Origin of the sequence: [Zimmermannella] alba NBRC 15616 (assembly GCF_001570905.1) — a bacterium.
In the GTDB taxonomy this organism is placed as follows: domain Bacteria; phylum Actinomycetota; class Actinomycetes; order Actinomycetales; family Microbacteriaceae; genus Pseudoclavibacter; species Pseudoclavibacter albus.
In genome coordinates, this window is sequence record NZ_BCSO01000019.1 from 1 (window position 1) to 12549 (window position 12549).

General features: G+C 62.7%; 10 protein-coding genes and 3 pseudogenes. 6 read left to right on the top strand and 7 right to left on the bottom strand.

What is annotated here, in order from left to right; all coding sequences use genetic code 11:
• Positions 1-177: 177 nt before the first annotated feature.
• From ZAL01S_RS09420 to nrdI, 4 genes are all read right to left on the bottom strand, one after another.
• On the bottom strand, positions 178-759 hold the full coding sequence (locus ZAL01S_RS09420; RefSeq protein WP_066059513.1) for an NADPH-dependent FMN reductase: 582 nt from the start codon (positions 757-759) through the stop codon (positions 178-180).
• Between the two features lie 297 nt (positions 760-1056).
• Positions 1057-2082: a class 1b ribonucleoside-diphosphate reductase subunit beta gene (gene nrdF, locus ZAL01S_RS09425; RefSeq protein WP_083523249.1), complete on the bottom strand. Its 1026-nt coding sequence runs from the start codon at positions 2080-2082 to the stop codon at positions 1057-1059.
• Between the two features lie 32 nt (positions 2083-2114).
• On the bottom strand, positions 2115-4271 hold the full coding sequence (nrdE, locus tag ZAL01S_RS09430) for a class 1b ribonucleoside-diphosphate reductase subunit alpha (protein ID WP_066082565.1): 2157 nt from the start codon (positions 4269-4271) through the stop codon (positions 2115-2117).
• Positions 4268-4771 (bottom strand): class Ib ribonucleoside-diphosphate reductase assembly flavoprotein NrdI, encoded by a 504-nt coding sequence (gene nrdI, locus ZAL01S_RS09435; RefSeq protein WP_066082567.1) that lies wholly within the window; start codon positions 4769-4771, stop codon positions 4268-4270. Before nrdI ends, nrdE begins: the two co-directional genes overlap by 4 nt.
• A gap of 245 nt (positions 4772-5016) precedes the next feature.
• Between nrdI and ZAL01S_RS09440 the strand changes: the two genes are divergently transcribed.
• From ZAL01S_RS09440 to ZAL01S_RS09460, 5 genes and pseudogenes are all read left to right on the top strand, one after another.
• Positions 5017-6882 carry a phosphoenolpyruvate carboxykinase (GTP) gene (locus tag ZAL01S_RS09440; protein WP_066082569.1) on the top strand — a complete coding sequence of 622 codons (1866 nt, stop codon included), beginning with the start codon at positions 5017-5019 and terminating at the stop codon, positions 6880-6882.
• Positions 6883-6972: 90 nt separating this feature from the next.
• A pseudogene (locus ZAL01S_RS09445) lies at positions 6973-7892 on the top strand (metal ABC transporter substrate-binding protein).
• Positions 7889-8626, top strand: coding sequence for a metal ABC transporter ATP-binding protein (locus ZAL01S_RS09450; protein ID WP_066082571.1), 738 nt, complete (start codon positions 7889-7891; stop codon positions 8624-8626). Before ZAL01S_RS09445 ends, ZAL01S_RS09450 begins: the two are co-directional and overlap by 4 nt.
• Positions 8626-9500, top strand: a pseudogene (locus tag ZAL01S_RS09455) (metal ABC transporter permease). Before ZAL01S_RS09450 ends, ZAL01S_RS09455 begins: the two are co-directional and overlap by 1 nt.
• A gap of 9 nt (positions 9501-9509) precedes the next feature.
• A complete protein-coding gene (locus tag ZAL01S_RS09460; RefSeq protein ID WP_083523250.1) occupies positions 9510-10232 on the top strand; it encodes a metal-dependent transcriptional regulator in 723 nt (240 codons plus the stop codon).
• Here ZAL01S_RS09460 and ZAL01S_RS09465 read toward each other — a convergent pair.
• From ZAL01S_RS09465 to ZAL01S_RS10655, 3 genes and pseudogenes are all read right to left on the bottom strand, one after another.
• Complete coding sequence (locus ZAL01S_RS09465; protein ID WP_066059536.1) at positions 10208-10888, bottom strand: metal-dependent transcriptional regulator; 681 nt, start codon at positions 10886-10888, stop codon at positions 10208-10210. The genes ZAL01S_RS09460 and ZAL01S_RS09465 overlap by 25 nt on opposite strands.
• Positions 10889-11184: 296 nt before the next feature.
• Positions 11185-11622, bottom strand: coding sequence for a hypothetical protein (locus ZAL01S_RS10650; protein WP_241179916.1), 438 nt, complete (start codon positions 11620-11622; stop codon positions 11185-11187).
• 46 nt (positions 11623-11668) lie between these two features.
• Positions 11669-12130: pseudogene (locus ZAL01S_RS10655) on the bottom strand (DNA cytosine methyltransferase); the annotation flags it as partial.
• A 212-nt stretch (positions 12131-12342) separates the two neighbouring features.
• Here ZAL01S_RS10655 and ZAL01S_RS09480 point away from each other — a divergent pair.
• Positions 12343-12549 (top strand): relaxase domain-containing protein (locus ZAL01S_RS09480; RefSeq protein WP_159421676.1); only part of this gene is annotated, 207 nt, incomplete at its 3' end.

Sequence of the window (12549 nt, forward strand, 5' to 3'; positions counted from 1 at the left end):
CAGGCGGAATTGGTGTGTGATCGCTACGCGTGCGGACAAGGATGGGGGTGAAGTTCCGCGGATTCCCTCGCGATTCCGCGGAACCTGTGGCTGCTTGCATTCATCAGCGCCCAAGGCATCGGCTTAGGGACGGCCCCATTCGAGCCATGATCGATGCCCTGCATCGGGATTCGATAATCACCCGTTGCCGCTTGCTTCGAGCTGTCTGTCGATGATGCCGACGAAGCGATCTACGTAGTCTTGGAGGAACTGCGCAGTGCCTTCATTGAGCCGATCCTCTTCATCGAAAAGGGTGGGTGATTGCGCGAGAAACACCTCTGGTTGGCCCGGCGTCGGCATGTCGAAGTATGACAAGGCGAGGCGAAGGTTCTTCTGTGAGCTGTAGCCGCCCATGCGGCCCACCGAGTGGCTAATGATGCCGGCTGGTAGGTTCTTCCATGCGACATCTCCATTGGGTTTGGAACCGATGTCGATGGCGTTCTTGAGGCATGCGGGAATGGTGCGATTGTTCTCTGGCGTGACGAACAGGATGCCATCGGAAGCCTTGATTGCCTCTCGAAATGCCGTGTACTCCTCTGGGACTCGCACGTCGGCAACTTCGGGGTCGTCGTAATCGAAGTCGTACAGAGGGAGGTCACGGATCTCAAGGATGCTTGCTTTGTAACCTTCGGGGAAGTAGTCGATGGCGTTGTGGGCGATCTTGCGCGCGTAAGAGCCCCGGCGTAGGCTCCCGATGATTACGTTGATGTTCTTTGTCATTGGCGGTGTTCTCTTTCTTCGAAGTGATATCAGTGCTCGATGGGCGGGAGAAAAGGTCGGGCCCCAAACGCTGGCGGTGGGCCGGCACGGTGCGACGCGGCGATGAACTGATCAAGCTTGTGTGGACTCTCCGCGCGGAGAAACATGCCAAGCATCGAAAGGAGCCCACCGATAACGGCATCTCGGTTCGAACTGGTCCCGAGTAACCGCAGCGCAGCGGGCTGGTTGCCTTCTCGTACAGCCTGAAACAAGGCGATAGTTTCGAGCCATGCCCCTTCGTCGGGACGGGGCAAAGGCTCAGAAGTCCCAGTCATCGTCACTGGTATCTACTGCTTTGCCGATGATGTAGCTGGACCCAGAACCAGAGAAGAAGTCATGGTTCTCGTCCGCGCCGGGTGCGAGAGCCGCGAGGATCTCCGGGTTGACTTCGGTCTCTTCTGGCGTGAAGCGGGCAGGGTAGCCGAGGTTCATGAGTGCTTTGTTCGCGTTGTAGCGGACGAACACGGCGACGTCGTCCATGAGTCCGAGCGGCTCGTAGAGCTCACCGGAGTAGGCCAGTTCGAGTTCGTAGAGCTCTTCGAGGAGCGCATAGGTGAACTCGCGCATGTGCTCTTGTTCGGCGAGGGTGTGGGTTTCGAGGCCGCGCTGGTATTTGTAGCCGGAGTAGTAGCCGTGCACGGCCTTGTCGCGGAGGATGAGCCGGATCATGTCGGCGGTGTTAGTGAGCGTGGCGTGCACGGAGAAGTGCAGCGGCAGGTAGAACCCCGCGTACAGCAGCAGCGAGGACAGCAGCGTCGAGGAGACCTTCCGCTTGAGCGGATCATCCCCGTAGTAGTGCGCGAGCACCCTCTTACACCGCTCCTGAAGAAGGTCGTTCGCGACGGCCCACCGGTAGGCGTCGTCGATTTCGGGGGTCGAGGTGAGCGTGGAAAACACAGACGAGTAGGAGCGGGCGTGCACGGACTGCATGAACGCGATATTTGTGTACACGGCCTCCTCATGTTCGGTGCGGGCATCCTGGATCTGGCAGATCTCCCCAACGGTGGCCTGCACGGTGTCAAGCATGGTGAGCCCGGTGAACACGCGCATGGTCAGCGTGCGTTCCTCCTGGGTGAGTTTCTGCCAGGCGGCGAGATCGTTGGAGAGCGGCACCTTCTCCGGCAGCCAGAAGTTCGCAGTGAGGCGGTTCCAAACTTCGAGGTCTTTGTCGTCGCCGACGCGGTTCCAGTTGATGGGCCGTAGGCGGGCTGCCGGGTCGTGCCGATAGCCGGGCGGGGTGACGGAGATCTCGGTGATCGGGCGGGTGATATCGGTGAGGGTCATGGGTGCTCCTTCGGGAAGATCAGATTCTGGGGTTACAGCGCGCAAGAGACGCAGCCTTCAATCTCGGTGCCTTCGAGCGCGGGCTGGCGCAGGCGGATGTAATAAAGGGTCTTGATCCCGGCACGCCAGGCATGGATCTGGGCTCTGTTGATGTCGCGCGTGGTCGCCGTGTCGCGGAAGAACAGTGTCAGGGACAGGCCTTGGTCGACATGCTGGGTGGCGGCGGCGTAGGTGTCGATGATCTTCTCGTAGCCGATCTCGTACGCGTCCTCGAAGAACTCAAGGTTGTCGTCGGTCATGTGCGGGGCCGGGTAGTAGATGCGGCCGAGCTTGCCTTCTTTGCGGATCTCGATCTTCGCTGCGATCGGATGGATCGACGCGGTCGCATTGTTTACGTACGAGATCGATCCGGTCGGCGGGATGGCCTGCAGGTACGCGTTGTAGATGCCGTGCTGCCGCACGGATTCCCGCAGCTGCGCCCAGTCGCCACGGGTGGGGATCGCGACACCTGCCTTTGCGAAAAGGACGCGAACGCGGTCGGTGGCCGGCTGCCAGTCACGCTCGGTGTACTTGTCGAAGTACGAGCCATCGGCGTAGGCGGAGGTCTCGAATCCGGCGAACGTCGTTCCTCGTTCTATGGCGAGCCTGTTCGAGGCACGCAGGGCGTGGTAGGTGACAGTGAGGAAGTAGATGTCGGTGAAGTCGATACCTTCCTCACTGCCGTAGCGGATGCGTTGCGAGGCGAGGAATCCGTGGAGGTTCATCTGCCCGAGCCCGATCGCGTGCGATGCGTCGTTTCCGGCGGCGATCGATGGGACCGCGTCGATGTTGGTCTGGTCGGACACGCTCGTGAGTGCCCGCACTGCGGTTTCGACCGTTGCGCCGAAGTCTGGTGAAGCGAAGGCCTGGGCGATGTTGAGAGATCCGAGGTTGCAGGAGATGTCTCGGCCGACCTGCTCGTACCCGATCGCGGCGTCGTAACAGGACGGGGTGTTCACTTGGAGGATCTCACTGCAGAGGTTGGACATGTTGATCCATCCCTGCAGAGGGTTCGCGCGGTTGACGGTGTCCTCGAACAGCACGTAGGGGTATCCGGATTCGAACTGCAGCTCGGCGAGGGTCTTGAAGAACTCTCGGGCGCTGATCGTGGTTTTCCGCACCCGTGGGTTCGAAACCAGGTCGTCGTAGTGGTCGTTCACGGACAGATCCGACAGCGGCTTCCCGTACTCGCGCTCAACGTCGTAAGGGCTGAACAGGTGCATTTCCCGGTTCTCCTTCGCGAGCTGGAAGGTGACGTCGGGGATCACAACGCCGAGGGAGAGCGTCTTGATGCGGATCTTCTCGTCCGCGTTCTCCCGCTTCGTGTCGAGGAACCGCAGGATGTCGGGGTGGTGCGCATGCAGATACACCGCTCCCGCGCCCTGCCGGGCGCCGAGCTGGTTGGCGTAGCTGAAGCTGTCTTCGAGGATCTTCATCACCGGGACAACGCCGGAGGCCTGGTTCTCGATCTGCTTGATCGGCGCTCCTGTCTCGCGCAGGTTCGTCAGCAGCAGCGCGACTCCGCCTCCGCGCTTGGAGAGCTGCAGGGCGGAGTTGACGCTCCTGCCGATGGACTCGAGGTTGTCCTCAAGGCGGAGCAGGAAGCAGGAGACGAGCTCCCCGCGCTGCGCTTTGCCCGCGTTCAGGAACGTCGGGGTCGCGGGTTGGAACCGGCCGGAGAGCATCTCGTCCACCAGCCGAGTCGCGAGGGCTTCATCGCCCTGACCGAGGAAGAGCGCGGTGGCGACGACGCGCTCTTCGAAGCCTTCCAGGTAGGTGGTTCCGTCGAACGTTTTCAGGGCGTAGGACGTGAAGAACTTGAACGCGCCGAGGAACGTGTGGAAACGGTGCCCCGCCCCGCGGGCGCGCTCATGCAGGTCCGTGAGGAACTCCGGGGTGTAGGCGTCGAGGAACGCCTGCTCGTAGTAGTCGTTCGTGACCAGCCACTCCAGGCGTTCGGCCACGCTCGGGAAGGTTCTCATGTTCGGGATGACGTGCTGGAGCAGGTACGCCTCGGCAGCTTCCCGGTCCTTGTGGAACTGGATCGACCCGTCCGGGGCGAACAGGTTCAGTTGCGCGTTGAGTGCGTGGTAGTCCTTCCGTGCGCCAATTCCGGTGCGGGCCGGAGCTTCTGGGGAGGTGATGGTCATGCGGTCTTCCTCTCAATGGATGTCGGGTTTTTGGAGGCCTGCTCCCAGAAGCGGGTCAGGCCGTTCTTCACGTGTTCGATGTCGCGCTGCGTGCCGAGCAGCTCGAAGCGGTACAGCTCCGGGACCTGGCATTTCGCGGAGATGACGGGACCGGCGAGGCAGTAGTGCTCGCCGAAGTTCGTGTTCCCCGCTGTGATGACGCCACGTATGAGTGCCCGGTTAGCGGGGTCGTTCAGAAACTGGATTACCTGCTTCGGTACCGCCCCAGCTCGTTCCCCTCCGCCGTACGTGGGGACAACGAGCACAAACGGCCGTGTAACCCGGATCATCCCCTCCACCCGTGGCCGCAGCGGAACACGAACCGCGGGCCGGTCGAGCCGGTCGACGAAGCGACGAGTGTTCTCCGAAACACTCGAAAAGAACACCAGATCAGGCGACCGGGCGGCGGCAAGTTCGTGCACAGAGGGCGCTTCGCGCCGGGACTCGGATAGGGCTGGCATGGTGATCCTCCTCGCTCTTCGGTTGCGACGCGCCCCGCCAGCAACCACTACATGTTGTGCCTCACCAGAGTTTGGAGCGGCGTATCTAGTAATAACATCACTGTAGTTCCCCGATCTACGACAGGCCAACATTTGAAACTACGGCACGCCGAATATTAGAGTGAAGTGCGCAGATGATCTGTGACTGTGGGCAGGACGGTCGTCGGACGCGCTCAGACGCGAAAAGAGAGAAGAAGGAGTGTCACATGGCTGATGAGAGCCGAATCCCGATACCTGCCGAGATTGACAATGAGAGCATCCGTGCATTCGTGGAGGAGTGGGCCGAGGTCACCGATCCCGAGCGGATCGAGCTCGTCTCGGCTGCCGATGACGCGCGGCTCATCGGCGAAGCCCTCGCCGCAGGTGAACTGCTGCCCGCTGGTGTGGGCCGGTACTATGCCAGATCCAACCCGAAGGACACCGCCCGCTCTGAAGAGCGCACTGTCGTCGCAACCTCGAATCCTGCCGATCGCGGCCGCTACAACAACTGGCAGCCAGTGAGCGAGGTGAAGCCGCTCATTGTCGAGCGGATGCGCGGGGCCTCTCGTGGGAAGACGATGTACGTCGTTCCCTATCTGATGGCGCCGCCCGGCACGCCGCTCGCGGCCTACGCGGCCGGGGTGGAGCTGACTGATGATCGCACCGTGGTGCTGCAGATGATCCGCATGACCCGCGTCGGCCTCGAACACTTCGACGGGCTCACCGACCCGAACTTCTTCGTCCGCGGCGTGCAGGTCACCGGCGATCCCGACACGCTCATGCACGGCACCCCGGAGGATGCGCGCCTGTTCGCGACCATCGCCGACGAGCGCACGATCCTCCATTACGGCTCCGCATACGGCGGCAACGCACTTCTCGGGAAAATCGCTCACGGCCTCCGCCAGGCCTCCTACGACGGCTACCTCTCGGGCAAGTTCCTCGCCGAACAGTTCCTCCTGTTAGGCATCCGCGACCTCGAAACCGGTGCCACCTCTCACGTCTGCGGCGGGTTTCCGAGCGCGTCGGGTAAGACCAACCTCGCGATGACATTGCCGCCGGACACGCTCGGGGATCGGTACCGGGTTGACTTCTACGGCGACGATATTGCCTGGTTGTGGATCGACGACGAGGGCCGCTTGCGGGCGATCAACCCCGAGAACGGCGCGTTCGGGGTGGCGAAAGACACGAACGAGCGTACGAACCCGACGGCGATGGCTGCGATCGCGGAGGGCTCCGGCACGATCTTCACCAATACCGCCTACAACCGTCTCACTGGCGACGTGTGGTGGGAGGGTCTCACCCCCCAGCCTCCTGCGGAACTGGAGGGCTGGCTCGACTGGACAGGAGCCCCTATCGCCGACCGCAGATCTGACCAGCAGGATGCTCCGTGGGCGCACCCGAACAGCCGTTTCACGATTCCCCTCGAACGCATCCCGAACCTCGCCGCCGATGCCGCAGACCCTGCAGGTGTTGTGATCGATGCGATCATCTTCGGTGGTCGCACCCGCGACCGCGAACCCCTGATCCGCGCCATCGACGACCTCGCGGTCGGCGTCTACGACGGCCTCACCCTGGGCGCGGAGGCGACCTTCGCCGCGGAGGGCGTCGACGGGCAACTCAGATACGACCCTATGTCGATGCGACCCTTCTTCTCCTACTCAGAAGGCCGCTACGCGAAGCACTGGCTGAGCCTCCTCAGCCAGGCGCGGGAGCTGCCGGTATTCGCGCACGTCAACTGGTTCCAGCGCGACCCCGAAGACGGCCACTACCTCTGGCCTGGCTACCGCGAGAACCTCCGCGCGCTGAACTGGCTCTTCCGCTACCGCGCAGGGGACGCCCACGGGCAGCCCACGCCAGTAGGCGTCCTCCCCACAGCGGAAGAACTCGACCTCACCGGCCTCGATGTTCCCGCAGAGGATCTTGACCGGCTGCTGCGAATCGACACGAAGCGCTGGGCCGAGGAAATGCAGCACCGACATGGGCACCTCTCGAACCTGCGAGACCTCCCACAAGCCATCTGGGATGCACATCATCGTGTCGCTGAAACTCTCCAACCACTCGCCTCCGACCCAGCGTCGGATATTGCCCAATGATGTGGGCAGTACCGCAGACGCGACCATTGAACACCCTGACATGAAGGACTTATAGAGCATGAACGCAGCACACCCCGATCCCCAGGATCCATCCGACGCTCGCTCGCTTTGTTGGCAGCATCGGCACTCACGATCAGCCTCGCCGCCTGCAGCAGTGCCGGCAGCGGTACCGACGCCGCAGCCGACGAACGCCCGGTGGTACTGACCACCTTCACCGTCCTCGCGGACATTGCTGAGAACGTGGCCGGCGACCACTTGCGCGTGGAGTCGATCACGAAGGTTGGCGCGGAGATCCACGGTTACGAGCCCACGCCGGGGACATTCGAAAGGCCTCCGAAGCCGACCTCATTCTTGACAACGGGATGAACCTCGAAGCATGGTTCGGGCAGTTCGTTGAGGGACTGGACGTGCCTCACGTCGTCGTCAGCGAAGGAGTCGAGACGATAGATATCAGTGAGGACGCCTATGCCGGGTTGCCGAACCCGCACGCGTGGATGAGCCCAGTGAACGTGCAGATCTACGTCGACAACATGCTCGAGGCGTTCAGCGAGCTCGACCCAGAGAACGCGAGCGCATTTGAGGCCAACGGAGAGGCGTACAAGGCTGAGCTTCAGAGCGTGCAAGACGAACTTGTCGAGGAACTATCAGTTTTGCCTGCCAATCAGCGGGCTTTGGTGACCTGCGAGGGCGCGTTCTCGTACCTCGCTCGTGATGCCGGGCTGACCGAGAAGTACATCTGGGCCGTGAACGCTGAGCAACAGGCCACGCCGCAGCAGATCACTTCGGCGATCGAGTTCGTGCGCGCCAACGACGTACCCGCTGTGTTCTGCGAGTCCACCGTTTCAGATGCACCCATGCAGCAGGTCGTCGAGGCCACCGATGCAGTCTTCGGCGGCACACTCTACGTGGACTCTCTCTCTGAAGCCGACGGCCCGGTGCCGACCTACCTCGACCTCATTCGCCATGACGCGACCGTCATCATCGACGCCCTGACCGGACAGCAGTCATGACCGCAGCGATCTCAGTGCACGACGTCACAGTGCACTACGGTGAGGTCCTCGCCCTCGATCACGCCAGCCTCGACATCCAAGCCGGGCGCGTATGTGGACTCATCGGGATGAACGGATCTGGAAAATCCACTCTGTTCAAGACCATCATGGGGCTCCTGCGTCCCGACTCCGGAACTGTGCGCGTTGAGGGTGAGAATCCCGCGAAAGCACGCAAATCGGGCGTCGTGGGCTACGTGCCGCAGAGTGAGGACGTGGACTGGGCCTTCCCGGTAACGGTGCGCGACGTCGTCATGACCGGACGCTACGGCCACATGGGCTTCACCCGCCACGCGAGGAAAGCCGACCATGACGCCGTTGATCACGCGTTGGAACGGGTGGAACTCACTGAATATGCAAATAGACAGATCGGGCAACTCTCAGGCGGCCAAAAGAAGCGCGCCTTCGTGGCACGCGGCATCGCGCAAGGCGCGACGATCCTGCTGCTGGACGAGCCATTCGCTGGCGTCGACAAGCGCTCCGAAGCGACCATCACCCGTCTGCTGCGCGAACTCGCCGGCGACGGAGCAACGATCCTCGTCTCAACCCACAACCTCCACGCATTACCCGACCTGGCCGACGAGGCCATTCTACTCATGCGGCGCGTGCTCATGCACGGCGAACCCGGCCTGGTGCTCCAGCCCGACAACCTTGCCCTGGCCTTCGGCCTGGACGTCATGAACCGAGGCGACAACTGATGAACCTGATCGAATTCTTCCTCGAACCCCTCAGCTACGACTTCATGGTCAGAGCCCTCGCCACCACCCTGATCGCCTCGATCGTGTGCGCGGTGCTCTCCTGCTGGCTCGTCCTGATCGGTTGGTCGCTCATGGGTGACGCTGTCTCCCACGCCGTCCTCCCTGGTGTCGTCCTGGCCTACATCGCCGGTGCGCCCTTTGCGCTCGGCGCCGTGATCTTCGGCTTCCTCGCCGTCGCCCTGATCGGAGCGGTGAGAGACACCAGCAGAGTGAAGGAGGACGCCGCAATTGGGATCGTGTTCACCACCCTCTTCGCGCTCGGGCTCGTGCTGATCTCCGTCACGCCGTCGCAGACCGACCTGAATCACATCATCTTCGGTAACCTGCTCGGCGTTTCCTGGTCGGACCTCATCCAGATCATCATCCTCGGTGCGATCACCTTCATCATTCTCATCAGCAAACGCCGCGACTTCACCCTCTACGCCTTCGACCCCACACACGCCCACGCCATCGGGCTCAACCCGAAGCTCCTCGGTGCCGCCCTCCTCGGCCTCCTCGCACTGACCGCGGTCGTTGCTTTGCAAGCCGTCGGCGTGGTCCTCGTCGTCGCGATGCTCATCATCCCAGGAGCACCGCCTACCTCCTCACCGACCGGTTTGGACGCATGTTCATCATCGCCCCCGCCATCTCCGCCGCTTGCGCCGTGATTGGCCTCTACCTGAGCTACTACCTCGACACCGCCTCCGGAGGCATGGTCGTCCTCGCCCAGGGGGCCGTGTTCGCACTGGTCTACCTCTTCAGCCCCCGGCACGGCCTCATCGGAACCCGAGTCCTGAGCTCACGTCGTCGCCGAGCGCTCGCCGCTGCTCAGTGAGGGCCCCGTATGCGTGGCAAAAGCGACCGGTCAGGGACCAGAGCGCGGTATCTTCGTGCGATCTGGTCCCTGACCGAATCCGATCATGTGCCGGTCACGATCACCGGCCTCGCCCGCGCACTGCAACATGTTCCGGGAAGCGTTTCCGAACAGGTCAAACGTCTCGTCGGCGATGGCCTGATCGAACACGAACGGTACAAGAGTGTTTCGCTTACGCCGGAGGGGCGGTTAGAAGCGATACAGGTCGTGCGGGCCAATCGAATACTTCGCTGCTTCCTTCACGACATCCTCAACCTCCCTTGGAGCGAACTCGCCACAAACGCAGAAGCACTGGAAGGCAGCAGTTCACCTAGGTTTCCCCAGCGGATCGAAGCCTCCCTCGACGAGCCCACCCACGACCCCTACGGGCAACCCATCCCTACACCAGGCGGCGACATCGAACCCCTCACCGACTCACCGCTGGGACAGCTGGTTCACTCGCACCGGACTCCGGTCGTGATCACGCGAGTCGCCGACGCGCCTGTGGAAATACTGACCTTCCTCGACGAGCGGAACCTCCGCCCGGGCACTCGGATGCAGATCCGCGCAAGTGCAACGGGTTCGCACGTCGCTGACGTCCGCACGGCACAATGGCACGGAACGCTACTCCCGGCCGGAATAGGGGCGCTTCGCGGGTCACTCCCCGAAGAAGCGGAGCAACTGCTGGCTCAACCGTCTGCGATGGACACGTAGAGCGCATCCGTAGCCGAACGTCCCAACGCCACTGAGGACGCTGCCTCCGCCACCCGCACATCAAGCGAATCCGAAAAGGCCGCCCCTTCGCCGATATCGAGTGTCGCTCCGACCACAAATCCGTGCTCCTGAAAGAACTGTAGGAGCGCGGGGTCCGAGTCCGAGATGCGTTCGACCAGAACACGGTGCCCCGCTCCTACCGTAGTCAGTTGCGTTGCATCTGGGATATGTACGGTGCCGTCTGCTGACGGGATGGGGTCGCCATGCGGGTCGCGGGTGGGGAACTCCAGAAACTCATCGATCCGGTCGATCATGAAATCTGACACCGCATGCTCAAGGTGCTCTGCCTCATCGTGCACTTGATCCCAGGAGTAGCCCAGGACACTCACAAGGAACGCCTCGATGAGGCGATGCCGCCTGACCATCACCAACGCATACGAACGTCCGGTCTCCGTCAACTCCACCGCCCCGTAAGGCGCGTGGTCTACGAGCCCCTGCGACGCGAGCTTGCGGACGGCATCAGAGACGGAGGAGAGCTTTAATCCCGTCCGCTCCGCGATCAGCGTCGGCGTCACCTGCGCGGACGACCACTCCGTGAGGCCCCATATGGCCTTCAGATAGTTCTGTGTGCTGGCGGAAAGCGCTGAGACGGACATTTACTCATGGTACTGCCGAACTTTGAACTACGGCGCAGATGTTTTCGACTATGTGCTTTCGTGCACCAAGCTCACGATTAGCGCCGTAATCGCAGCGCTCGCTTGCCTCGGCAACACGCCATTTCCAAGTGCGGCGAGCTGATGATTTGCGGTAAGTCCATGCTGGGCATCAGTTACCCATCCCGATGGAAGACCCATGAGCCATTCCACAAACGCGGGTGCGGGACGGGGGCCGGTGTCGTCGCTCAAATGCGCAGGCGAGGGCGCAACACGGCCAGCGATCTGCTCCCATCGAGTCACGGCTTCGGCGTATCGTCCCCAGCGTCGAAGAGTTGCCCGATCAACGACCACAGGCTCTCGGGTTCCTCGGTACGGTACCCGTTCGGTCCGTGGAGGGCGAGGTCTATGATCTGATGACTCAGCGCGATCGTGCCCCGGCGTTCCTTCACCTGTTGCAGACTCTCCCCGCCGCGTGAGGCGTCCGACGCGAGTGGTGTCCGGAAGAGTGCGGTGGGCGAGGATGAACACACGGTACCTGGGGTGGGGTGCCCCGATGTCGGAAGCGGGTAAACCGAGCCATCGCGCGTCATACCTGAGGTCGGCCAGGTCTCCCAGAACTGCTCCTGCTGCCCGAAGAGGTCGAGTTGCGGCTTCTCCCAGATGCCACGGGTCGGGTTCCACACCGCGAGGGGTTGCACTGTCGGGGGTTGCATCTCTGAAGTTGCGTTGCTCATTATCGTCCCCTTCGAGGTTTGCGCGGATCGCGGGCGCGGAGAGCAACCCACGGACGTTCTCGATTACGACCCATTCGGGTTGCAGCGCGTCGATCGCTGCCGCCATGTGTCCCCAGAGGCCGGAGCGGGTGCCCGGTGCCAGGCCGGCCATCTTCCCGACAGTCGACACATCTTGGCAAGGGAACCCGCCGCAGAGGATGTCCACCGGTGGGACGGTGTCCCAGTCGATAGTGGTGATGTCGCCGAGGTTCGGCGCATCGGGCCAGTGATGGGAGAAGACACGCGCGACGGATTCGTTGATCTCGGAGAACCATATCGTGCGGGCGTTGAAGACTTCTTCGACGGCGAGATCGAGCCCGCCATAGCCGGAGAACAGTGACCCGACACGCAGTGGCGTGGCCGGGCTGACGAGGGGCAGGTCTGCCACGGGTGAGCCTCCTAGAACAGTGATCCCGGAGTCGTGCTGCTGCCCCGGGATGGTCACCAGCCAGGTGCACCGGCCGCACACGGCTCAGCGCCTATTCCGTCACTGAGCCTCACGCAGATATCCGCCATCGACGTTCGCCACTCAGTCCTTCGCCACTCAGTCCTTCGCGGTTCGCTCGCACGAGTTGTCACGCGTCTTGCAAGCGAGGAGCGCCACCATCCGAAAGTGGCCCCCGAAGTCGCCGCGCCGCGGACTGCGGGGCTCACCTTCGGGGTGAGGAGAGGCGGCGGCTGGTGACGGTTTCGATGCGGGTGATGTCCGCCGGTGACGGCTACAAGTACCTCCTGCGCACCGTCGCCTCGGGTGACGGCGAGCGTGCTCTCTCGACCCCGCTGACGAGGTACTACACGGAGGAAGGCACCCCACCCGGCAGGTGGATGGGGTCAGCGGTCATCGCGCTCGGCGGCGGAAGCATCACTGTCGGCGCAGCGAGGCGATGG